The organism is Emticicia sp. 17c, assembly GCF_037153985.1.
Classification (GTDB): Bacteria; Bacteroidota; Bacteroidia; order Cytophagales; family Spirosomataceae; genus Emticicia.
In genome coordinates this window covers 645,413-666,914 of sequence record NZ_JBBAYI010000001.1, presented here as the reverse complement: position 1 = coordinate 666,914, position 21,502 = coordinate 645,413, and the positions used below count along the sequence as shown (strand labels likewise).

The window sequence follows — 21,502 nt, the reverse complement described above, 5'->3', positions numbered from 1 at the left end:
CGGAGAAGCCCATAGGTTTCTCCGATTCATGTTTTAGCTTCTTATTTTTGTAGCCAGTCCAGAATATAATCTGCATCTTCTTTCCAGCTAGGTTGGCCCAGTACAAAGTGGTTTCTGCCTTTAAACTCTTTATAGTCCAGTACCGAACCCGATTGTTTATAACGTTTGTAGTTACGTTGGTTCAGATGTGCAGGAATAATGGTGTCTAAATCGCCAGCTGTAATAAGCAACGGAGCATGCGGTTTTTCAAAATCGACCTTAGCAGCGCTTGTCAGACCTCCTCTAGCCACTGTTTTCGATTCAGGAATCGTATATTTCTCATAAGCCTCTCGCTGTGCCTCTAATGGCATCTCATTCACAAAAGCATATTGCCAGTCTTTGAAAGACATCAGATAAGTTTTTTTGAGAGAGGTAAATAAGCCCAGAGCTTTCCAGCCTGCTTTTAGAAACGAAAATTCATAAGGAAATACACCTAGCGGCGGTACGGGGTGTATGGCAATTCCTGCTGCAGCGAGGTCGCGGTTTACCAGAATCTGTGTAATTAATCCCCCTAATGAGTGTCCGATGATAATGGGTTTTTCGGGAAACTGGCTAACAATATTTGCATAATGGTTTACCAATTCATCAAGAGTCAGTGCTGCTAAATCAGTATCATTGGGCTGGCGATTACGTAAGGCTTCAGCACTTGGAGCATCTTTAAAAGGCCATGCCGGAGCAATGGTATTGTATCCTTTGCTTTCAAAGTATTTTTGCCACTCTTCCCATGAACTGTTATGAACAAATGCGCCTGTGATAAAAACGATGTTTTTGGTTGTAATATTTTTCATTGCCGTATTAATTAAAGTGTTTAAAATCTGTGCTTTGTAATTGTTTGATTGATGATACAAAGGTCACAGATAACCATGAGAATAATTTTAACCTAAGTTAAAATCGCTCTGGTAGCTACACTTTTTTTTCAGGACAATGGTGTTAGTTTTATAAGTTATTATTTGCCAATAATACGCTTGCGAATGCGGCTCAGTGATGGCCCTTGAATACCCAGGTAGGAAGAAATCTGATACAACGGTATTGTATTAAAAATATCGGGGTGGTCTTCAATTAATTGTAGGTATCGTTGTTCAGGCGTTTGAAACAAAAAACTTTCAGTTCGATTCATCGAAACAGTAAAAGCCATTTCTGCAATAAGCCTACCCAGATGCTCCCATTGATGCGATTGCTTATAAAGTTTGTTCAGGTCATCAATATGAATATACAGAATCTTTGAATCGACCATCGATTGGGTATAATAATTACAAGGTGATTGGGTTATAAAACTTTTGAAAGAAACAACAACCTGATTTTTAGAGAAAAAGAAAACATTTTTTTCTTCGCCAGAAGCATCATCTACATAATAAGTTCTGAATACCCCCTCAATAATAAACCCTAAGTATTTGCATACGTTTCGATACTCGTTATAATACTCGCCCTTTTTATAGTTTTTTTTATGCCAGTAAGGGGCAGAAAGCTTAAAATCATCGGCATCGATATTGGCTAATGAATGTAAGGCATGAGCCAGCGTATCCAGTTCGTTCATTGCAGAAGATAGGTTATTTATCAAAACTAATGATTCCTTAGGTTTATCACAAGCTTTTATGATAACTAATCAATGCCTGTACTTCTTTTATAATAAGTAAACTGACTTGCCTCGTGTAGAAAAGCAAAGGGGGGGGTAAACAAGCCATTCTGTATTTTTTGAGTTTCCTTTAATACAGAATGGCTTAATTTTGAATCATTTAATGATTAATGTAAAATTGATGTGTGATGGATTGACCTTTAGAGGTTTTTAACTCTACAAAATATACGCCGTCTTTTAGTTTATCAACATTGAACTCATGTTGATTACCCGACTGGATATTTTGTCTTTCTAATACTCTTCCTTGAGCATCTTTCAGAAATGCGGTGGTTTTCGTACTTATCATATTCTGGTTTAATTTGAAATAGAAAAAGCAAAAACTTTGCCGTTTAGCTATATAGACGAATATTGGATGTAAATTTGTTGCATAGGTTTAAAAGGTTCCTGCTAAATTGATTTAAAGGTACCTTCTTATATAAACGCTTTAATGGTTGAGATGTTGAAATTAACCGATACTTTCTTTTAAATAACCGATATTGTGAGAGTTATTCCTAGCAGATGTTTTATCTTGTACAATGTTTATGCAAAAAAATGCTTCGGTTATTATTCATGTATTTGGCTGGACAATCGTTTTCAGTTTGACGGTACTATTTCTGGCCGAAAATCAACATATAGCTACTGCCTTGTTTAACCCTTATTTATGGTTATTTTTCTTGATTTATATTGCACTTTTCTATCTTAATACACATTGGCTTATTCCGAAACTTTACTTCAGAAAAAAATACCTGCTTTATTTTGGGCTTATATTTCTTGTCTTGATAAGTATAGCAGCTATTCAGCCATTCGATAAATTGGTTTTTGAAAGAAGTCATCCGCAGGTATTTCGTCCATATAAGCCTCCGCATCCACGCAAATTTGGTTTTCCACCCCCACAACATAGGAATCCACCTCCAAACGAAGCAGACAACAGTGGTAATAACCGCCCAGAGCCTCGTTCTAAAATAGATGTCATAAGTATTTTTTTCTTTGGGTTAATCTGGGCTTTGGGTATGGCACTTAAAATAACCGAACGTTGGCGTGAAACCGAACAAAGGGCTATACAAGCCGAGGCCGATAAAGCGAATGCTGAATTGTCGTTCTTAAAGGCTCAAATAAACCCACATTTTCTATTCAATACACTTAATAATATTTATTCGCTGGCAGTAATTAATAGTAAACATACGGCCGACAGTATCATGAAATTGTCTCAGATAATGCGGTATGTAACCGATGAAGTTTCAGAAGACTTTGTGCCTCTTACCAGTGAAATTGAATGTATAGGCAACTATATTGATTTACAAAAGCTTAGGTTGAGCAAAAAAACAGAAGTTCTGTTTACTGTTGAAGGAATAGCCGATTTTAAAAATATAGTTCCTTTGTCGCTTATGACATTTGTCGAAAATGCTTTTAAGCATGGCATAAGTAACCATGAAAACTCACAAATCAGTATCAATATTGTACTTAATGAGAAGTACATTAAGTTTTATTGTAAAAATACTTTGTTTCAGGCATCAAGAAAAGTAGAACGCACGGGGATAGGACTGGCCAATACTCAGCAGAGGCTGAAACATTTATATAAAAATAGACATATACTGGTTATTAAGGAAGAAGACAGATTGTATCAGGTTGAATTAATAATTGAGACTTAAAATGCGTATCAGGTGTGTTGCCATTGATGATGAACCTCTTGCATTAGAGCTAGTCAAAGAGTATGTTTCTAGATTTCCAGAATTAACATTAATACAAGTTTTTGACGATGCTATTCTGGGAAAGGATTTTTTAATAGAACAAGACATTGACTTATTGTTTGTTGATATTAATATGCCCGACATTACGGGTCTTGAACTGGTAGCTGGGCTTGAAAAGAAGCCTATGGTGATTTTTACCACAGCACACCGGAAATTTGCATTGGAAGGTTTTGAACTTGATGCCATCGATTATTTGCTTAAGCCTATTGATTTCGAAAGATTTAGTAAAGCAATCCGAAAAGCCATTGATTATTTTGGTTTCAGAACTAAACCTGTTACCCAAAATCAAGAATATATTTTTGTTCGTTCTGAATACAGAATGGTAAAAATCGACTTAAAAACGATTGAATATATTGAAGGACTTGAAGACTACATAAAAATCCATTTGACAGATGTTCCTCATCCGGTGTTGACTCTTCTTTCGTTAAAAGGGATACTCGAGCAACTGCCCGCTGGCCAGTTTAGCCGTATACATCGGAGTTACATTGTTTCTGATACCAAAGTAAAATCAATATTGAAGAAAAATGTTCTTCTGCAATCAGGCGTAACCTTGCCTGTAAGTAATACTTATCAGGATTTTATTGATAAATGGCAGCCAGATTGAACTATTAACCGATAGAAACCTCAAATTGACCGATACATTTTATATCGATGCAATTAAAAAAGAATCTTGTACGTCTATAAGATTATAAAACAAAAACTTATGGACAGAAAAGATTTTTTAAAAAGAGGGCTTGGCTCATTGGCAATTGTGCCTTTTTTTACCGCCTGCAAAGATGCGGAAGATGTAAGCCCAGATACTTCAACTACAACTGGTTCAACCAATACAAGTAATACTTCGGGTTCTTGTACCATTACAGCCACTGAAACAGAAGGCCCTTTCCCGACAAAAGTACCGGGTTCTTTAGTGCAGAATGATATAACCTCTGACAGAACCGGCACTAAATTAACTGTAAAAATTACAATTCAGAATAAAAACAATAGTTGTGCAGCCCTCGCCAACGCATTGGTTGATATATGGCACTGCGATGCCAACGGCAATTACTCTGAATACGGTGGTACAGGTATGCAAAGTACTAATTACACGAGTGTACATTTTTTAAGAGGCAGGCAAACGACTGATGCCAACGGGCTGGTAACTTTTACAACAATTTATCCGGGTTGGTACTCAGGGCGGGCAACACACATTCATGTGCATGTTTATAATAGCAGCGGAAAATCTTTACTGGTAACACAAATTGCATTTCCTGAAGATACCAGCAAGGTAGTTTATGCACAAGGAGTTTATGCCAGCCATGGGCAAGCTGATACGACTAATGCCAGAGATAATGTTTTTGGTGATGGCGTAGGCACCGAGATGTCGACCATTACAGGAAGCGTATCGGCAGGATATGTGCTTGCACATACGATTGTAGTAAGCGCCTAAAAGGAAAACGTTATTCTGAAACTAATTATAATTATGGCAAAAGGGCTTCTAAAGCTATGTTATCTGAAAATAATTGATGAGAACTCGCAAGGGTTATGGGAGAAAAGTGTATTCGATGATACCTATATGGAGTTTTTCATGCAGGCACAATTCTATAATCAGGACGGTAAATATCAGACTTTTCAGGAACTTGTCAGGCATATTCCGGCTGCCGAAAAACTACATTATCTGGTAAGCACAGCAGCAATTAATTATATCAGACAACTGAACGGACAGATACCTGATATTACCAATGGCTTAGGAAAACTGTGCTTGCCATTTCAGCATTTCCGTTTTGAAATATTACAGTCACATATACACCACAAAAAGCACCATAAAGTGGCTGTTTATTTTTACAGTGAGCCATTAATCTGGCTAGATACTATTCATGAGCAATTACTTATTACGCATTTGCATCAAAAAGAAGCCCTTTTTAATGACAATGAGGTAATAACTGAAATGGTTCATTTAGAAGCAAATCTTACCATTTCATCTTTTCAAAATCTTTAAAATTATGTTGAGTGTTACTGAAGCACAAATTTATCTGGCCTATAAACGAGGTATTACCATCGATAACATTTGCCGGAGTTTTCATACTTTCAATTCGGGAAAGTATCAGGATGAGACAAGGTACGCTCAGGGAAACCTGATTATCTGTAATGACGATACCCTTAAACCCAATAGTAAAGTTGTATGCAAAGCTGAAACCAATATGGATGTAATTATCATTCCGATTGTTGGGGGCATTGAAATTAAGAATAGTAAGGCTAACAGGCAACTAACTATTGCAGGGCAAGCAACAATACTGCCGGTTTCAGGAGGAGACCATTACTACATTAAGAATCCATTAGCAAAAGAGATGGTGAACTTTTTGCAGATAGGAATAGCCCGTACCAGAATGAGTATGGAAAATAGCAAGCGTGTCTCGTTTAATCTGGATAGTCAGAAGAACGAACTACTGGCTTTGAGCGATAATTGTTATATAGGCAAGTTTGAAGGTAGGGAAGAAGGCTCTTTTACCGTCAGGAATACCGGAAGTGGCGTATTTGCCTTTGTGATTGAAGGCGCATTTGAATTTGAAAACCGCTTGATAGAAAGCCGTGATGGAATCGTAATCTGGAATAAGCCAGTACATAAAAAACTAAGCATAGCCTTTGAAGCACTGTCGAATGATGCTATTATTCTAGTGGTAGAAATATAGCAGACTAAGGCCGGAAAATAAGTTTGGTAGTATAAAACTTACCTTTCTGAAAACGGAAATAGATATGGCCTACTCTTATAACAGTCATTTCTTTGATATTGGAAGGGTTTTCAATATCATCTTCAAACGTATGAATGGTTCCATGTGTTTTCTTGGCAATCTGTACGTAGTCAGATTGGAAAGCTAAATCGCGTTCGTATGTTTCACCACATAAAATAATGTGTGTTTTTTTCTTGACCTTCGACAAGTTCTTCATGTCCTTAACGGGGCTGCTGTTGTCAGCTATCATTACTATTTCGTCAGCTTCAGGAAAATTCTTTTCTGCAAATAATAAAGCCTCAATGTTATTTTCAGCGCGGTCTTTATTATTTTCAGTATTATTAATTGCGGTAAACATAGTATCCCAGAGAGTGAGTTCATCTCTGGTTTTGACCATAAACATTTTGCCTGGAAGTTTTCCTCTGGTCTGATTCCCCAGACTGTCACAATCTGTAAAGAAAACAATACCTTTAATACTGGTGTTGTCAAGGTTTTCGCTCATCCAGTCAAAAACCTGCGTTGTATATGGAAACATACTTGAGGTAATATCACAAACAACTACCACGTTTTTCCATTTTTCAATATTGCGGTCAAGTGCCTGATAGGAGGTAAGCTCGAACGTGCGGCCTAGCTGGCGCACGCGTGAAATTTTATCGCTCATTGAAACAGCCGAAGACGATAAGAACAAAATTTCTTTGTCAGATAAATCAGCATGTTTTTCAGCAGGGTAGGCTATTTTCCTTGAAGCGAGTTTGTTTATTTTCAGATTTGCCAGTGGTTCACTCGTATTTGACGATGCCTCATTATATAACTCAGGAAAAACTGGTTCTTTGGCTTTTAAGGCTACCGGAGTTGATTTCTTTTCTTGTATGATTTCAGTTTTTGTTGAAGTGCTGTCAATCGCAACTTTATCTTTTGGAGCTTGTGTCTTTACCGAAACTGGTTTGGTTGGGACTACAACGGGCTGGCTGGCCGTAGTTTCATTGGGTGAGTACCAGTAGAAGCCTAACCCGATTATTAAAATAGCTACACTCGGAAGAGCAAAACGTAAAAGATTACTAATCATTATTTTGCGCTTCATTTTTTTCCAGTCATCAGGCGAATATCTGGGATGATAATCATCCAGCTTTTCCCTAATGATTCTATAAAATTTTTCTTGTTCTTGCATGACTACAATCTTTTTGTTAATTTTTGTCGGAGTAGCCCATTAGCCAGCGATAAATTGGCTCTTGAGGTACTCTCTGCAATATTTAACATTTCTCCAATTTCTTTATGTGAATAACCCTCAATGGCATAAAGGTTAAAAACAACGCGGTAGTTAGCCGGCAAGCTTTGAATGGCACTCATGATGTCTTCTGATGACAGCTTTGCGTATACCGATTCATCGCCATAATTTGATTCTGCAATATTTTCTGATAATTCAGTTGATTGTTTATGTATATTTTTTCTGTAATGGTCAATCGCACCATTAATCATGATTCGCCTCAACCACGGTTTAATGCTGTCGATATTATCGATTTTATCAAGGTTTTTGAAGACTTTTAAGAAACCATCGTTCATTATTTCAAGCGCATCCTCACGGTTTTCACAATAACTCATACAAGCAGATAAAGCAAACCCATGAAAATGCTCATAAAAAATTTTCATGGCCTTTTCATTGCCCTTCAGGCAGTCTTTGACAACCTCCATCAAACTATTCGAGGTCAATAGCTTTTTGCGGGTTAAGGGTTTTAAGTAAATTTCTGCTGTTTGTGTTATCACGGGAAATTTACGATTGAATAGTGAACTATTATACAATAGACGTAAATAACCAGTTAAAACGCTGTGAAAATAATTAGTTTCCTTTAAAAATAGCGTATACTACTTGAAAATACGCATGAAATGCTTAAAAGAAGAAAAATTATTAATCATACAAAATAGATCTGTGTTCAGACGGCCTTTGCCGATTTGATAACGCTTTTATGCTTTTTGGGCATCACGTAATCGAAGCCATTCTGAACTTTCAGATTATAATCAAAGAACTCTAATGCTCTTTGCATATTGTTTCGGTTAATAGCAATAAAATAAGGATTTTTGCCTTCTCCTTTTCTGACAAGGCGGGCATCCAGTTTAAAGATAGTACCCTCGGGGTAGCGGGTAAGCAGCCGTGAGGGGCAGCTAACTTTAATGTCGCAGGGTACTTGCTGGCCATTGATAGTGTTTAGTCGCATACGTTTTTTGCTGGTGTCGTAGTATGACTCAGCAAAAACATCCAGAAAAAATATTTTGTTTAATTCAGGAACTTCGTCCAGTAGCGACAATTGCATCAGTTTCAAGTGTTTATTTGTCATGGTACGTTTCCACTTTATTCCATGAATATTGCAAATCTATACAAAAAGCATAAAATATTCTAAAGGGGGGTATGTTTTTTTAAGCAAAAAGCGTACCTTTGCGAATCTTTTTTCAGAGGCAAAAAAAATATGGCAGAAGTTAAGATTTTTTCAGGTACTTCATCAAGGTATTTAGCAAGTCGGGTTGCAGATTATTATGGCAAAGACTTGGGCGGTGTAAGCATTAACCGTTTTGCAGATAGTGAAATTTCAGTAAGTTTTGATGAATCTGTAAGAGGTTGTGATGTTTTTTTAATTCAATCAACGTTTCCTCCAAGTGATAATATCATGGAGTTGTTAATGATGATTGATGCCGCCAGACGAGCTTCTGCTCACTATGTATGTGCGGTTATACCTTATTTCGGGTATGCCCGACAAGACCGTAAAGACAAACCACGGGTAGGTATTACAGCAAAACTTATTGCTAATATGCTTACAGCCGCTGGTGCAGACCGTGTAATGACGATGGACCTGCACGCTGGTCAGATTCAGGGATTCTTTGATATTCCGGTTGACCATCTGGAGGGTATTTCGGTATTTGTTCCGTATTTGAAGGCACAAAACCTATCAAATATCAAATTTGCTTCTCCTGACGTAGGCGGGGTGGCACGTTGCCGTAAGTTTGCTTCTTATTTTGATGCCGACATTGTTATTTGTGACAAGCATCGGAAAAAAGCCAACGAAATTGCTTCAATGCAGTTGATTGGCGATGTAGAAGGTTCTGATGTAATTCTGGTTGATGACCTTATTGATACCGGAGGAACCATCTGCAAAGCGGCAGAACTTATCCTGTCAAAAGGCGCAAAATCTGTAAGAGCGTTCTGTACGCATCCGGTTCTTTCAGGAAAAGCCAACGACAACATAAGCAATTCGGTTTTAACCGAGTTGGTTGTAACTGATTCGATTCCGTTACGCTACGATAACCCTAAGATTAAAGCGTTATCAGTAGCAGAATTATTCGGAAAGGCTATTGGCCGAATCAGAGATAATGGGTCTATTAGCACATTATTTATAAATTATCAACAGAGCTTAGGGTTTTAATTAATTTTAAAACTGAGTTCATTACTTTAAATTTTAGAAAAATGAAAAAAACTGAGATTGTAGGGTATAACAGAGCGAATCTCGGACGCCAAGCTTCACAGGAGCTACGTAATCAGGGTATGATTCCTTGCGTATTGTATGGTGGTGCCGATCAAGTATCATTCTATGCCCCAGCTTACTTGTTCCGTGATTTGCTTTTCACGCCTGATGTGTATGAAGTAACCATCAATATTGAAGGTAAAATTTATACAGGTATTTTACAGGATTCACAGTATCATCCGGTAAATGACCAAATTATCCATGCGGATTTCCTTGAAATTACTCCAGATAAAGTAATTAAAGTAGCCGTTCCAATTAAATTACACGGTCCGTCAGAAGGACAAAAGAAAGGGGGTAAATTAGTTCAGAAAATGCAAAAACTTCGTTTGCAAGGTCCTGCTAAAAATATTCCTGATTATGTAAACGTTGACATCAAAGACCTGGACTTAGGTAAATCAATCAAGGTTGGCGCAATCAAAGAAATTGATGGCGTTAAAATTCTTGATGCTAACAGCAACCCAGTTGCAGTTATTACAATTCCTCGTTCTTTGCGTCAGTCATAAGATTGAACAAACAATAGCTAATAGATTTGTAACGGGCTGCCAACAGCCCGTTATTTTTTTAATCAACACAGCCATCCATTTTTGCTTCAAAGGTAGCTCCTGCCTGTGTCTGAAATCCGCTCATGAGCATAATACTTTTATTTGCATGTAGTTTTATGTTAGATGAGCTATCGAGTACTTTGCCATTGAAAATTATTTTTTCGGCAGCACTGTAACTATAACTACCATTCGGAATATTTTTGGTAAGCGTCAGATTTTTCTGGCATTCATTGTTTTTTAGTTTTAAAATCCAGAAATCATCATCGCCACGCCAGCCCGATACGTCGCCGTCACTGGGGGAGGCCGTATTACCAACAATCAGATACCCGTTGTCGAAAGTATTGAGCATGCAATTGGGCTCGTCATGCCCGCTGCCACCATAAGTTTTGTGCCAAAGCATATCGCCGTTTGCCGGATTTAGTTTAATAAGCCAGAAGTCAGCACTGCCATGATTCCCGACGGGGTCTCCCTCGCCATTTGCCGAGTAAGATTCACCCACTACTATATATTGCCCGTCAAATGCCTGTAATACCGAACGAGCATATTCATTTTTAACCCCTCCATAGCACCTGCTCCAGATTTTCTGCCCGAGGCTGTCAACTTTCACAATCAGGTAGTCCCTATTGTCAGGATTATCATAATTTGCATGGTTTTCAATTGCGTCATAATCGTGCGAATATGTTTCGCCCGCTATAACAAAACTTCCATCTGTGCATTCAACAACCGACTTGGCATATTCGTCCAGAGAGCCACCAAATGTATTTTGCCATTGAATTTCTCCGTTTTTGTCAAGTTTTACAATCCAGAAATCCAGACCGCCTTTGTTGCTTAAACCCGGCAAGTCTTGTGACGATGAATAACCCACAAAAACAAAACCACCGTTTTTTGTTTTAATAATCGAGTGGGCATGGTCCTGACCGGTTGCTCCGTAAGCCTTTTGCCATAAAATATTCCCGTTATCATCTATCTTCAAGAGCCAAGCATCATACATACCATGATGCCCCTGTATGTGTTCATCCTGTGATTCAGAATAGCCTGCAATCATGTAGGTATTTTCTTCGGCCTTGCAAATAGAATAACCATAGTCGTTAGAGTTACCTCCAAGATTTTTTTTCCACTCTATTTCGCCATTATTACCAAATTTCATGAGCCAGTAGTCATAATGCCCATAATTTTCAGTGATGTCATAATTGGTTGAGTTTGTGTACCCAACACATATATATTTATGGTCAGGGGTTTCAATAACAGAATTTATGTAGTCTTCACCGCTCCCACCAAGCGATTTCTTCCATTGTAGCTCACCTGCATGGTTTAGTTTAATAACCCAGCCATCAAAAAAACCGTAATGTCTTTCTAAGTCATAATTGTCTGATTGTGAATGCCCTCCAATAAAATAGCCACCGTCGGTTGTTTCAACTACTGACACAGCTTTGTCATAAAAACTACCTCCATACGTTTTTTGCCACTCAATTACAGGTTGTTGTGCTGAAATAATAAAGGAAATAAAAAAGGAAAATATTAGTAAGAAAATGGATTTCATTCGTATTTTAGAGTTGGTGTTGGTGCCACGTTAAAAAGCTAAGCAGTTCAAATATAAATTGATTCTTATTATAATTTAGATTAATTCTACGCTATTTATTGAGCGGTTATGTTCTCATGGCTGCTAGATAGAAAAAAAATCTTGCCACCCAATTCGTTGACAAGATTATTTACTACGACAGTTATTTACGACTTAAATATAAACTTCATAAAATTGATGCAGGATATTTAATACTGCAAAACCTTGCTAACTTCAATCATGACGAATGTATCGTCTAACATATTTTTCAAGTTTTCTAGTTCTTTAGGGGTAAACATGATAAAAAAGTTGTTCAATGGTGTTTTTAGCCCGATTGTTCTTCCATTGCCACATAAATTGCCTGCTTCAAATACAGTGGTTTCGTCTTCTAGCATACGCCTGAAATACCTCAAATCTTCTTCTGAAAATATAAAAAGCTGGTTATTGAAAACCAGATTATATTTTTCACAGCAATTACATTTTCCAACATACCCATAGGCGCAGGAAGCTAAAAGAACGAGGCTATGATTAGTCATTTTTTTTGCTGATTTTATTTTTTAATATGTCATGGTATGGCACCTCATCGTAGCCACAAATCAGATAATTGAATAAATTAATTGTGGGTTTTCCTACCAGAAAAATACGTTGGTTATTAACATATTCGAGAATTTCGATGGCTTCGTTTATCAACGATTCATCGGCTTTACCGGTTTTTAATGGCTTTTTCATACGTATAGATGAAGTATGATAGGAGGATTACACATCTTATCTTAATTAGTTATTGAGAGCTTTTTTATGTTCACAATCACCTTTTTCACAATGCCCGTATAATAATAAATCATGTTGGGTGATATCAAATTGCATCATTTCACCAATCATTTTCTGAATTTGTTGGAGGCGTGGGTCGCAGAATTCTTTTACTTGTTGGCAATCCAGACAAATGAGGTGGTCATGTTGCCTGAAATTCGCAGCCTTTTCATATTTGGTAACATTATTGCCAAATTGGTTTTTACGAATCAACCCACACTCAAGCAACACTTCAAGATTATTATAAATAGTTGCTCTGCTTACATATTGCTTTTTGCTCACCATTGTCATATAAAGGTCTTCAGCATCAAAGTGGTCATTTCTTGAATATATCTCTTCTAGCATCATCATGCGCTCAGTGGTTTTTCTTAAACCTTTTTCTTCCAGAAAAATCAGAAATTTTACCACGGCTTTCTCGTAATTCAGGTCTTTCATTATTTCTTTCTACGATTTTGCTTCGCTAAAAGCAGTTTAGGTTAATTGTAAGCCTCCGTACCTTATTCTTACTATACAAAGGTAATATGTTATTTAGAATTATTCCAAATAATTTCTGTTTTTATTTTTATTTAGTCTAAATAAGATATACATTTGCAGCATCAAATAAACATAAGGTAATTTTTAAGATAACTAAACACCACTTGGTATAATGAAATCAGTCTTTACAGCTTTGTTGCTAATAGGTAGTGTGTGGGTAATGGCGCAGACCGGTACCCTGAAAGGAAAAGTAACAACCATCGATGGAAAACCTGCCGAATTTGTAAATGTTGTATTAAAAGGGGCCAGTAAAGGCACTAACACCGACGCAGAGGGAAACTACCAGTTTCAGAACCTGAAAACAGGGGAATATAACGTGCAGGCGAGTTTTATTGGTTTAAAAGCCGAAACAAAAAAGGTAAGTATCGGGGCCAATGAAACCATAACGCTTGATTTCGTGATGGATGTAAGTGCTAATCAGTTACAAGAAGTTGTGGTATCGGCAAACCCTAGTAAATATGTAACCGATTACCCTTCCATTTCTCTTCGTTTGAAAACTCCACTGCTTGAGGTGCCACAGAATATTCAGGTAATTACTAAACAGGTTATACAAGACCAGCAAATTTTTGATATGCTTGAAGGAGTAACCCGAAATGTAAGTGGTGCTACACGAGTAGAACACTGGGATACCTACGCTCAGATTAACATGAGAGGCTCACAGATTGCAGCTTTCAGAAATGGGATGAATGTTCAGTCTACATGGGGGCCATTGGTTGAAGACATGAGTATGGTTGAAAGAATTGAGTTTGTGAAAGGGCCAGCCGGATTTATGCTAGCTAATGGTGAACCGAGTGGCTTTTACAATATTGTTACTAAAAAACCTACCGGAATCAATAAAGGTGAAGCCTCAATGACGGTTGGTAGTTTCAATACTTATCGCTCCACACTCGATTTTGATGGAAAACTAAGTGAAGATGGTAAAGTATTGTATCGTTTAAACCTGATGGGGCAACTAAAAGGCTCACATCGTGACTACGAATTCAATAATCGTGTGTCAATAGCTCCGGTATTGAAATTCCAGTTTACTCCTAATACCTCCCTAACAGCCGAATACACTTATCAATACAACCAAATGTCTGTTATAGGCTCTAACTACGTTTTTTCTAAAAAAGGCATGGGCGAGCTACCTGTAAACGCTACCACTGCCGAGCCAAACATGGACCCTTCAAATATCAATGATAACACCTTTTTTCTGACACTGGCTCATAGCATTAATAATAATTGGAAGTTTACGGGGCAGTTAGCATATATGAGCTATAAACAGATAGGGCAGTCGTTATGGCCAACTGGTTTTTCTGCCAATGGCGATACCCTCATCAGGGGTGCATCTATCTGGGATGTACTGGGTATTACGAAGGTAGGGCAGTTTTTTGTGAATGGTGATGTGAAAACAGGACCAGTAAACCATCGGATTTTAGCTGGTTTGGATATGGGTCAGAAAGATTTCTTCCACGACTGGTCACAAGGGGGTACGTTCTCAGGGCCACAAGGTTTTAATATTTATCATCCGGTGTATGGGCAGGTGCCTGTGTCGGCTTATCCGAAATATGACAGAAGCCTGAGTCTACGCCAACGTGGGGTATATTATGCACAAAGTTATTCGGCCATTTATGTGCAGGACGAAATACGTTTCTTACAGGACAAACTCAGATTAACGCTTGCCGGAAGATATACCAACGCCAGAGATACCGACCCGTATTCGGGTATTGGCAAAGCCGAGAAGTTTACACCACGTGTAGGGCTAAGCTATTCAATCGATAAAAATACCAGTGCCTATGCTGTGTTCGACCAAGCATTTGTGCCACAAGCCGGAGCCGATGCACAAGGCAAGGGTTTTGACCCCATTACAGGTAATAATAAAGAAATTGGTCTCAAACGTGAATGGTTAGGTGGTTTATGGTCAACATCAATAGCTGCATATAACATAACAAAAAACAACGTTTTAACAGCCGACCCTAACAATCAGTTTTTCTCTGTTCAGTTAGGACAAACACAGGTAAAAGGTATTGAATTTGACCTTCGTGGGCAAATTGTACATGGTCTTGATTTAACGCTTAACTACGCTTATACCGATGGTAAAGTAACTAAAGATACCGAGAAAAAAAACGTAGGCGTGCAAATTCCGGGTACTTCAAAAAATGTGGCTAATGCTTGGTTGAGTTATAAATCAACAACTGGCAACCTGCAAGGCTTAGGGGTTTCGCTTGGTGGGCAATTTATTGGTGGTCGGTCTTCATGGTACGTATTTGACGGCTCAAAACAATCATTACCTAACTATTTCAGAATGGATGGGGCAATCTCTTACCAGTCGAACAAATTCGCTATTGCCCTTAATGTAAATAATGTGCTTAATGCCTACCTCTACATGGGTGCTTATTACAATTGGAGTGATTTTTATTACTGGCAGGCAGAAGCGAAACGAAACCTTCGTCTTTCTATCAACTATAAATTCTAATCAAACGTGAGTTTTAAAAAAGCAATAAACAAAATACACCTCTGGCTCGGGCTTAGCTCTGGGCTGGTGGTGTTCATTGTAAGCATTACAGGTTGTATTTATGCTTTTCAGGTCGAAATTCAGGATTTAACCCAGCCTTACAGATACATTGAGGTAGAAAACAAACCTATGTTGCCGCCTTCAACCCTGAAAGCTATTGTTGAAAAAGAAGTACCCAATAAATTTATTCATAGCATTACTTATGAGCGTCCAGGGCGTGCGGCTATCGCTACCATTTATCATTACGAGCCAACCTATTATTATCTGGTATATATAAATCCTTATAACGGTAATGTACTGAAAGTTAAAAATATGGACAATGATTTTTTCCGTATTATTCTTAATGGTCATTTTTACTTGTGGCTTCCCGAAAAAATCGGTCAACCAGTAGTGGCTTCTGCCACACTCATTTTTTTGTTATTAATGATTTCGGGCCTCATACTCTGGTGGCCTAAAAATAAATCGGCAGCCAAACAGCGTTTTTCTATAAAATGGAATGCTAAATGGCGTCGGGTGAATTATGACCTTCATAATGTATTAGGTTTCTATATGACTTGGGTAGCTATTATTATCGCTATTACTGGTCTGGTTTGGGGCTTTCAGTGGTTTTCAAAAGCCTATTATTTTACTCTGTCAGGAGGTAAACAGCAAATTGATTATTACGAGCCTGAGTCGGCTAAGCCCGTTGCTGCATCCACACAAAACAATATACCCGCTATTGACAGAATATGGAACAAAATAAAGGTTGAAACCCCTGAAGCCCAAACCATTGAAGTGCATCCTCCAGAAACACCTCAATCAACTATCGCAACGGCTACCACTACTGACACAGATGTATACTGGAAACATGATTACAGGTATTTCGACCAGTACACATTAAAGGAGGTGTCTGTAAAACATGCCTATGGGCGTTTACAAGATATATCAACGGCTGATAAAATCCTGCGTATGAATTATGATATTCATGTTGGGGCAGCATTTGGTTTTTCAGGCAAGTTACTGGCTTTTTTCGCCAGCCTCATTGCTGCCAGTTTACCCATAACAGGAGCATATATCTGGTGGGGGAGAAGGAAGAAAGCCCCAAAAACACTTTCCAAAAAAGTGAATCAAATGGAGGTACTAAACCCAAGATAACAATGGGGTATTTATCAACCATAGATGTTTCAAACACTTAAAAATAACCTGCAATATGAAAAATAAATTAGTTGTTCTTGCGCTCATGTTATTACCATTTGTATCGTTGGCACATGGTTATTGGCTCGAAGTAAAAGGTTCTGGTAAGGTAGGTGAGCCAGCTAAAATTCAGATATTTTATGGCGAGTATGTAAATCAAGGCCGGATGAAAGGAAAGTTTTTAGATAAAATGAATGAAATAAAAATTTTTGTCATCGATGAAGCTGGAAATCGCACTGAAATTCCTACCACACAGACCGAAACGCATTGGGAGGGGACTTTTACTCCTAAAAATGAAGGGCTTTATCAGGTTCTTGGTGTGAACGAAACACGTGAGGTTCAAGACTGGACCAAGCATAACCTCGGTATTGTGCGCCCTATGCAGTATCTGCGTACCCACTATGTGGCTGGTAAAGCTAATACAACACCCAAGCCCACAAATTTTTTTGATATAGTTGCTACTGAAACCGAGAGCGGTGTTAACCTCAGTGTATTCAAAAATAACTTGCCTGCCGATAAAGCCAAGCTGACAGTTATTAGCCCTGACGGATGGGAAAAAGTGAAAATTACCAGCGATAGAGGTAGAACTTCATTTGTTCCGGTATCGAAAGGTATTTATCTGGTTGAGGCAGAATGGATTGATAAAACGCTCGGTACGTACAAAGATAAAGCCTATGAGTCGGTCCGTTATCATACTGAAACAACAATCGAAGTGAAATAACGTGTACTTTAACCCTTCTTGGCATGCAATTCATAACCAATATTAAAGATGCTGATGGCTTACAGAATCTAAGCGATGAATTAAAGAAGGTGGGCGTTTCTTCATTTAGAATAGATTTCGGTGTAAGGCACATTCTGACAATTAAAGATAACTTAGTTAATGAAACAACGATTGAATGTGCTGTTCGGAAAGCGGGCTTTACCTGTACTTGTTTTAAAAAATGTAATCATACAAGCTAATACTTTTATTGAGCAAATCCACACAACAACTTTTTAAACCAAACACCTTTTAAATTAACTAATCATTCAAAATTCAAGATAAGTAAAATGAAAAAAACATTTCTATTGTTAATGGCAGGCTTTGGAGCTTTTGCTCAGAAATCGGCTGATATAGCAGCTATAAAAGGGCAATGTGGTTGTCATGATGTAAAATTCGATTATGCAGAAACCTTCACACCCAATAAGGAATATAAACTTAAAGACCAGTATCATGCCAAAGGGACTGAGTATGTTTTTGTAGTTGAAGAATCGAAAGATAAAATAGTTATTCAACATTTATTAGCAATCGGTGATACCATGGTAGTGAAACACTGGCGTGAAGATTGGACCTACGAAGACCCGACTTTGTTTAGTTTTTATAAAGAAGGAGTCTGGAAATACAGTCAGTTTGATAAAGCACAGGTGAAAAAAGGCTGGACACAGAAAGTTTATGAAGTAGAAGATGGCCCACGTTATGAAGGTTTTGCCCAATGGTCGCACGCAAATGGGAAACATCTTTGGGAAAGCAAAGTGGATGCCCCGCTACCCAGACGTGAATATACCAAAAGAAAAGACTACAACGTATTGAAACGTGGTAACCGTATTTATGTAACAGACTATGGTTATTTGCATGAGCAAGATAACGACAAAATCCTGAGAAAAGAAGGCACAGACGTGTTAATTGTACAGGAAAAAGGTATTAACGATTACCGTCGTACGGATGAAAAAAAATGTGAAGTAACTAAAAAGTGGTGGGCTGAACACGGAGCTTTCTGGGCTGATGTACGTGCAGGATGGCAAGATGTTTTCGACCAACATAAGAGCTTTACTTTAAAACAATTTGTTAGAAGCAAAATGCTTAATGAATACTTTGAAGCTATTGAGAAAGAGAAAAACGATTCTGCTACAAACCGCAAAAAGATAAAAGATGTTTTAACGCAGTTTGTGGTTTTTAATGATGAAGTTTTAGGAAAAAACTAAGGGATTCATCACTGCAACTTTATAAACAAAAAACTCCAATGGATAATCATTGGAGTTTTTTGTTGTTCTGTACCGAACTTATTTTTTGCTTACACTCAAAGCAATAGCTTCTGGTGTTTCATTTGAAGCAACTAAGTCAGAAGTTTCAGAAGCCAGACGGGCATCGCTGATACCTAAGCCTACTAAAGCAGTTTTTACAGCCGCAGCGCGGTCGCTTGATAGCTGAGCGTTAGAAGCATCACTGGCACCTACTTTAATATTTACTTCAGGATAAGCCTTCAGGATTTCGGCTACATTCTGAATTTCATTCATTGAGTTCGCATTGATAGTGGCACTACCAGCAGCAAAATTCAAAGTATTGAAATTAAACCAGTTTTCTGTATCAGATTTTCTGTTATCGCTTTCAATAAAAGTTATCAGTTGGTCTTCCACACCACCTTCAAGGTAGTTTAAAAGTACACCTGTTGATAATTGCTTGTTAATGCTCGATGGTAAATTGGCTTGAGTTATTTGAGTACCATTGGCGTTATTGTTGTTCGCCTGATTTTTTGGCACGCTTATATAAGGAGCAATAACCAAAGACACAATTGACATCAATTTAATAAGGATGTTCATTGAAGGCCCAGAGGTATCTTTGAATGGGTCGCCAACGGTGTCACCAGTTACAGAAGCCTTGTGCGGCTCAGATTTTTTGTAATAAATTTCACCATTGATATTTACTCCTTTTTCGAACGATTTTTTAGCGTTATCCCATGCACCACCTGCATTTGACTGGAACATCCCCATCAATACACCTGATACTGTTACACCAGCTAATAAACCTCCAAGAATTTCGGCAGAGGAAGTATCGGCAAAAACATTTTTAAATCCAAAACCTACAAGTACTGGTACTATGAGGGCAATTGCCCCCGGTAAAATCATTTGTTTGATTGATGCTTGAGTAGAAATTGCGACACATTTTTCATATTCTGGTTCTGCTTTATATTCCATGATACCCGGAATTTCACGGAACTGGCGACGAACTTCGTTTACCATTTCCATTGCAGCTTTACCAACGGCAGAGATACATAAGGCACTAAAAATAAACGGAATCATCCCTCCGATGAATAATCCGGCCAGAACAGGTGCTTTGTAAATATCAATTGCCTGAATGCCCGCAATACCCACAAAAGCGGCAAATAACGCTAATGAAGTTAAAGCTGCCGAAGCAATAGCAAAACCTTTACCTGTTGCAGCAGTAGTGTTACCTACGGCATCAAGATTATCGGTACGTCCGCGTACTTCTGACGGTAGTTGTGACATCTCAGCAATACCACCAGCATTATCAGCAATCGGGCCAAAGGCATCAATTGCTAATTGCATAGCAGTTGTTGCCATCATACCTGCCGCCGCAATAGATACCCCATAAAGACCTGCAAAATAATATGATAAAATAATACCAGCCGCTAAAACAATGATAGGTAATACTGTTGATTCCATACCTACTGCCAAACCACCAATGATATTAGTAGCATGACCAGTACCAGATTTCTGTACAATTGACAATACAGGACGTTTACCCATTGCTGTGTAATACTCGGTAATGATTGACATCAACGCACCCACAACTAAACCCACTACAATAGCCATAAATACGCCATTAGAGGTAAACTCATGACCGCGCAGAATAAGGGTTTCTGGTAAAATATTTTTAACAAGGAAATAAGATGCAATAAAGGTGATAATAATTGAAGCCCAGTTTCCGATATTCAGTGCATTTTGTACAGATGATTCTTCACTGCTGATACGAACAAAGAAAGTTGAAACCAACGAAGCCAACAGACCTACACCTGCAATAAGCATAGGTAATAAAACAGGCGAATAACCACCAAAGCTATCGCTCACACTTATTTCTTGCCCTAATACCATAGTAGCCAGAATTGTTGCTACATAAGAGCCAAATAAGTCGGCACCCATACCAGCCACATCACCCACGTTATCACCTACGTTATCGGCAATAGTAGCAGGGTTACGAACATCATCTTCAGGAATACCTGCTTCTACTTTTCCTACAAGGTCGGCACCTACGTCGGCCGCTTTGGTATAAATACCACCACCTACACGTGCAAATAGCGCAATTGATTCAGCACCTAATGAAAACCCAGCTAATACTTCAATGGCTGTTTTCATGTTGTCAGAGGTAAGGTCGGCCCCTTTTGCAAAAATGTTGTAGAACAAAATGAAAAGACCACCAAGCCCTAAAACCGCCAAACCTGCAACACCCATACCCATAACAGAACCTCCTGTAAACGATACTTGAAGAGCTTTGGCTAACGATGTACGAGCGGCCTGAGCTGTGCGTACGTTAGCTTTAGTAGCTACTTTCATTCCGATGTAACCTGCGGTAGCTGAAAAAATAGCTCCAATCAGGAAAGCAACTGCAATAATAGGTGAAGAATGAATAGGGGATTCGAGAGTGCCTTTGCTTGAACCTAGCCATGCTAATATAATTGCTGTCGGAATAGCAAAATAGGCTAGAATTTTCCATTCTGCTTTTAAAAATGCAATGGCTCCGTCGGCAATATAGCCTGAGAGCTTCTGCATGTTTTCGTCTCCGGCTGGTTGACCAGACACCCAACTGAATCGCCAAGCAGTGTAAAGTAATCCGATTATTCCAAAAACAGGAACAAGGTAGACAATCATTGAATCCATAATGAATTATTTTGAGTTTAGTAAGTATTTTTTTGTAAAGTTTGCAAATTTACAATAAGAACTTGAAATTGAAAATCGCTTATTTTGAAAATTCAAGCTCTTGAAAGTAATTTGTTCATTTTCAGTTACTT

23 protein-coding genes are annotated in these 21,502 nt (G+C 38.2%); 12 read left to right on the top strand and 11 right to left on the bottom strand.

The window, feature by feature from the left end; all coding sequences use genetic code 11:
* Positions 1–41: 41 nt before the first annotated feature.
* The 3 genes from WAA15_RS02810 to WAA15_RS02800 all read right to left on the bottom strand — a co-directional run bounded on the left by WAA15_RS02810 (position 42) and on the right by WAA15_RS02800 (position 1,958).
* Positions 42–827 carry an alpha/beta hydrolase gene (locus tag WAA15_RS02810; RefSeq protein WP_337040886.1) on the bottom strand — a complete coding sequence of 262 codons (786 nt, stop codon included), beginning with the start codon at positions 825–827 and terminating at the stop codon, positions 42–44.
* Positions 828–985: 158 nt separating this feature from the next.
* Positions 986–1,573 (bottom strand): Crp/Fnr family transcriptional regulator, encoded by a 588-nt coding sequence (locus WAA15_RS02805; protein ID WP_337040885.1) that lies wholly within the window; start codon positions 1,571–1,573, stop codon positions 986–988.
* Between the two features lie 199 nt (positions 1,574–1,772).
* Entirely contained in the window at positions 1,773–1,958 is a 186-nt protein-coding gene (locus tag WAA15_RS02800) for a T9SS type A sorting domain-containing protein (protein WP_337040884.1), read from the bottom strand.
* 235 nt (positions 1,959–2,193) lie between these two features.
* Here WAA15_RS02800 and WAA15_RS02795 point away from each other — a divergent pair, with 235 nt between their 5' ends.
* The 5 genes from WAA15_RS02795 to WAA15_RS02775 all read left to right on the top strand — a co-directional run bounded on the left by WAA15_RS02795 (position 2,194) and on the right by WAA15_RS02775 (position 6,065).
* Positions 2,194–3,300, top strand: a complete 1,107-nt coding sequence (locus WAA15_RS02795; RefSeq protein ID WP_337040883.1) for a sensor histidine kinase — start codon at positions 2,194–2,196, stop codon at positions 3,298–3,300.
* Between the two features lies 1 nt (position 3,301).
* Positions 3,302–4,003, top strand: coding sequence for a LytR/AlgR family response regulator transcription factor (locus WAA15_RS02790; protein ID WP_337040882.1), 702 nt, complete (start codon positions 3,302–3,304; stop codon positions 4,001–4,003).
* Between the two features lie 99 nt (positions 4,004–4,102).
* Positions 4,103–4,825, top strand: a complete 723-nt coding sequence (locus tag WAA15_RS02785; protein WP_337040881.1) for a dioxygenase family protein — start codon at positions 4,103–4,105, stop codon at positions 4,823–4,825.
* Between the two features lie 33 nt (positions 4,826–4,858).
* Positions 4,859–5,374, top strand: coding sequence for a hypothetical protein (locus tag WAA15_RS02780; RefSeq protein WP_337040879.1), 516 nt, complete (start codon positions 4,859–4,861; stop codon positions 5,372–5,374).
* A 4-nt stretch (positions 5,375–5,378) separates the two neighbouring features.
* Positions 5,379–6,065, top strand: coding sequence for a pirin family protein (locus WAA15_RS02775; protein WP_337040878.1), 687 nt, complete (start codon positions 5,379–5,381; stop codon positions 6,063–6,065).
* Positions 6,066–6,069: 4 nt separating this feature from the next.
* Here the strand turns inward: WAA15_RS02775 and WAA15_RS02770 are convergent, their stop codons facing one another.
* The 3 genes from WAA15_RS02770 to WAA15_RS02760 form a co-directional block, all read right to left on the bottom strand.
* On the bottom strand, positions 6,070–7,272 hold the full coding sequence (locus tag WAA15_RS02770) for a hypothetical protein (protein ID WP_337040877.1): 1,203 nt from the start codon (positions 7,270–7,272) through the stop codon (positions 6,070–6,072).
* Between the two features lie 2 nt (positions 7,273–7,274).
* The gene (locus WAA15_RS02765; protein ID WP_337040876.1) at positions 7,275–7,793 is read right to left on the bottom strand and encodes an RNA polymerase sigma factor; all 519 of its coding nucleotides are present in this window, start codon (positions 7,791–7,793) and stop codon (positions 7,275–7,277) included.
* Positions 7,794–8,032: 239 nt separating this feature from the next.
* Positions 8,033–8,434 carry a hypothetical protein gene (locus tag WAA15_RS02760; protein ID WP_337040875.1) on the bottom strand — a complete coding sequence of 134 codons (402 nt, stop codon included), beginning with the start codon at positions 8,432–8,434 and terminating at the stop codon, positions 8,033–8,035.
* 129 nt (positions 8,435–8,563) lie between these two features.
* Between WAA15_RS02760 and WAA15_RS02755 the strand changes: the two genes are divergently transcribed.
* Positions 8,564–9,514, top strand: a complete 951-nt coding sequence (locus tag WAA15_RS02755; RefSeq protein WP_337040873.1) for a ribose-phosphate pyrophosphokinase — start codon at positions 8,564–8,566, stop codon at positions 9,512–9,514.
* 41 nt (positions 9,515–9,555) lie between these two features.
* Entirely contained in the window at positions 9,556–10,116 is a 561-nt protein-coding gene (locus tag WAA15_RS02750; protein ID WP_337040872.1) for a 50S ribosomal protein L25/general stress protein Ctc, read from the top strand.
* Positions 10,117–10,174: 58 nt separating this feature from the next.
* On the opposite strand, the gene WAA15_RS02745 is transcribed toward WAA15_RS02750, so the two are convergent.
* From WAA15_RS02745 to WAA15_RS02730, 4 genes are all read right to left on the bottom strand, one after another.
* Positions 10,175–11,695, bottom strand: coding sequence for a 3-coathanger stack domain-containing protein (locus WAA15_RS02745; RefSeq protein ID WP_337040871.1), 1,521 nt, complete (start codon positions 11,693–11,695; stop codon positions 10,175–10,177).
* Positions 11,696–11,922: 227 nt separating this feature from the next.
* On the bottom strand, positions 11,923–12,249 hold the full coding sequence (locus WAA15_RS02740) for a DUF6686 family protein (protein ID WP_337040870.1): 327 nt from the start codon (positions 12,247–12,249) through the stop codon (positions 11,923–11,925).
* Positions 12,242–12,442, bottom strand: a complete 201-nt coding sequence (locus tag WAA15_RS02735) for a hypothetical protein (protein ID WP_337040869.1) — start codon at positions 12,440–12,442, stop codon at positions 12,242–12,244. The genes WAA15_RS02740 and WAA15_RS02735 overlap by 8 nt, the downstream gene beginning before the upstream one ends.
* Positions 12,443–12,487: 45 nt before the next feature.
* Entirely contained in the window at positions 12,488–12,955 is a 468-nt protein-coding gene (locus tag WAA15_RS02730; RefSeq protein WP_337040868.1) for a Fur family transcriptional regulator, read from the bottom strand.
* 211 nt (positions 12,956–13,166) lie between these two features.
* On the opposite strand from WAA15_RS02730, the gene WAA15_RS02725 reads away from it, so the two are divergent.
* The 5 genes from WAA15_RS02725 to WAA15_RS02705 all read left to right on the top strand — a co-directional run bounded on the left by WAA15_RS02725 (position 13,167) and on the right by WAA15_RS02705 (position 18,680).
* Positions 13,167–15,509: a TonB-dependent receptor gene (locus WAA15_RS02725; protein ID WP_337040867.1), complete on the top strand. Its 2,343-nt coding sequence runs from the start codon at positions 13,167–13,169 to the stop codon at positions 15,507–15,509.
* Between the two features lie 6 nt (positions 15,510–15,515).
* A complete protein-coding gene (locus WAA15_RS02720; protein WP_337040866.1) occupies positions 15,516–16,682 on the top strand; it encodes a PepSY-associated TM helix domain-containing protein in 1,167 nt (388 codons plus the stop codon).
* 55 nt (positions 16,683–16,737) lie between these two features.
* A complete protein-coding gene (locus WAA15_RS02715) occupies positions 16,738–17,442 on the top strand; it encodes a nickel transport complex, NikM subunit,transmembrane (protein ID WP_337040865.1) in 705 nt (234 codons plus the stop codon).
* A 23-nt stretch (positions 17,443–17,465) separates the two neighbouring features.
* Complete coding sequence (locus WAA15_RS02710; RefSeq protein WP_337040864.1) at positions 17,466–17,681, top strand: hypothetical protein; 216 nt, start codon at positions 17,466–17,468, stop codon at positions 17,679–17,681.
* Between the two features lie 87 nt (positions 17,682–17,768).
* The gene (locus tag WAA15_RS02705; protein ID WP_337040863.1) at positions 17,769–18,680 is read left to right on the top strand and encodes a DUF6607 family protein; all 912 of its coding nucleotides are present in this window, start codon (positions 17,769–17,771) and stop codon (positions 18,678–18,680) included.
* 78 nt (positions 18,681–18,758) lie between these two features.
* On the opposite strand, the gene WAA15_RS02700 is transcribed toward WAA15_RS02705, so the two are convergent.
* On the bottom strand, positions 18,759–21,371 hold the full coding sequence (locus tag WAA15_RS02700) for a sodium-translocating pyrophosphatase (RefSeq protein WP_337040862.1): 2,613 nt from the start codon (positions 21,369–21,371) through the stop codon (positions 18,759–18,761).
* Positions 21,372–21,502 lie beyond the last annotated feature (131 nt).

Bases quoted from the DNA above. Each gene is read 5' to 3' on its own strand.
- WAA15_RS02770 (WP_337040877.1), bottom strand. From the start codon at position 7,272: ATGCAAGAACAAGAAAAATTTTATAGAATCATTAGGGAAAAGCTGGAT.
- WAA15_RS02725 (WP_337040867.1), top strand. From the start codon at position 13,167: ATGAAATCAGTCTTTACAGCTTTGTTGCTAATAGGTAGTGTGTGGGTA.
- WAA15_RS02800 (WP_337040884.1), bottom strand. From the start codon at position 1,958: ATGATAAGTACGAAAACCACCGCATTTCTGAAAGATGCTCAAGGAAGA.
- WAA15_RS02795 (WP_337040883.1), top strand. From the start codon at position 2,194: ATGCAAAAAAATGCTTCGGTTATTATTCATGTATTTGGCTGGACAATC.
- WAA15_RS02785 (WP_337040881.1), top strand. From the start codon at position 4,103: ATGGACAGAAAAGATTTTTTAAAAAGAGGGCTTGGCTCATTGGCAATT.
- WAA15_RS02780 (WP_337040879.1), top strand. From the start codon at position 4,859: ATGGCAAAAGGGCTTCTAAAGCTATGTTATCTGAAAATAATTGATGAG.
- WAA15_RS02745 (WP_337040871.1), bottom strand. From the start codon at position 11,695: ATGAAATCCATTTTCTTACTAATATTTTCCTTTTTTATTTCCTTTATT.
- WAA15_RS02775 (WP_337040878.1), top strand. From the start codon at position 5,379: ATGTTGAGTGTTACTGAAGCACAAATTTATCTGGCCTATAAACGAGGT.
- WAA15_RS02810 (WP_337040886.1), bottom strand. From the start codon at position 827: ATGAAAAATATTACAACCAAAAACATCGTTTTTATCACAGGCGCATTT.
- WAA15_RS02760 (WP_337040875.1), bottom strand. From the start codon at position 8,434: ATGACAAATAAACACTTGAAACTGATGCAATTGTCGCTACTGGACGAA.
- WAA15_RS02710 (WP_337040864.1), top strand. From the start codon at position 17,466: ATGCAATTCATAACCAATATTAAAGATGCTGATGGCTTACAGAATCTA.
- WAA15_RS02750 (WP_337040872.1), top strand. From the start codon at position 9,556: ATGAAAAAAACTGAGATTGTAGGGTATAACAGAGCGAATCTCGGACGC.
- WAA15_RS02740 (WP_337040870.1), bottom strand. From the start codon at position 12,249: ATGACTAATCATAGCCTCGTTCTTTTAGCTTCCTGCGCCTATGGGTAT.
- WAA15_RS02765 (WP_337040876.1), bottom strand. From the start codon at position 7,793: ATGGAGGTTGTCAAAGACTGCCTGAAGGGCAATGAAAAGGCCATGAAA.
- WAA15_RS02700 (WP_337040862.1), bottom strand. From the start codon at position 21,371: ATGGATTCAATGATTGTCTACCTTGTTCCTGTTTTTGGAATAATCGGA.
- WAA15_RS02805 (WP_337040885.1), bottom strand. From the start codon at position 1,573: ATGAACGAACTGGATACGCTGGCTCATGCCTTACATTCATTAGCCAAT.
- WAA15_RS02735 (WP_337040869.1), bottom strand. From the start codon at position 12,442: ATGAAAAAGCCATTAAAAACCGGTAAAGCCGATGAATCGTTGATAAAC.
- WAA15_RS02705 (WP_337040863.1), top strand. From the start codon at position 17,769: ATGAAAAAAACATTTCTATTGTTAATGGCAGGCTTTGGAGCTTTTGCT.
- WAA15_RS02730 (WP_337040868.1), bottom strand. From the start codon at position 12,955: ATGAAAGACCTGAATTACGAGAAAGCCGTGGTAAAATTTCTGATTTTT.
- WAA15_RS02715 (WP_337040865.1), top strand. From the start codon at position 16,738: ATGAAAAATAAATTAGTTGTTCTTGCGCTCATGTTATTACCATTTGTA.
- WAA15_RS02755 (WP_337040873.1), top strand. From the start codon at position 8,564: ATGGCAGAAGTTAAGATTTTTTCAGGTACTTCATCAAGGTATTTAGCA.
- WAA15_RS02790 (WP_337040882.1), top strand. From the start codon at position 3,302: ATGCGTATCAGGTGTGTTGCCATTGATGATGAACCTCTTGCATTAGAG.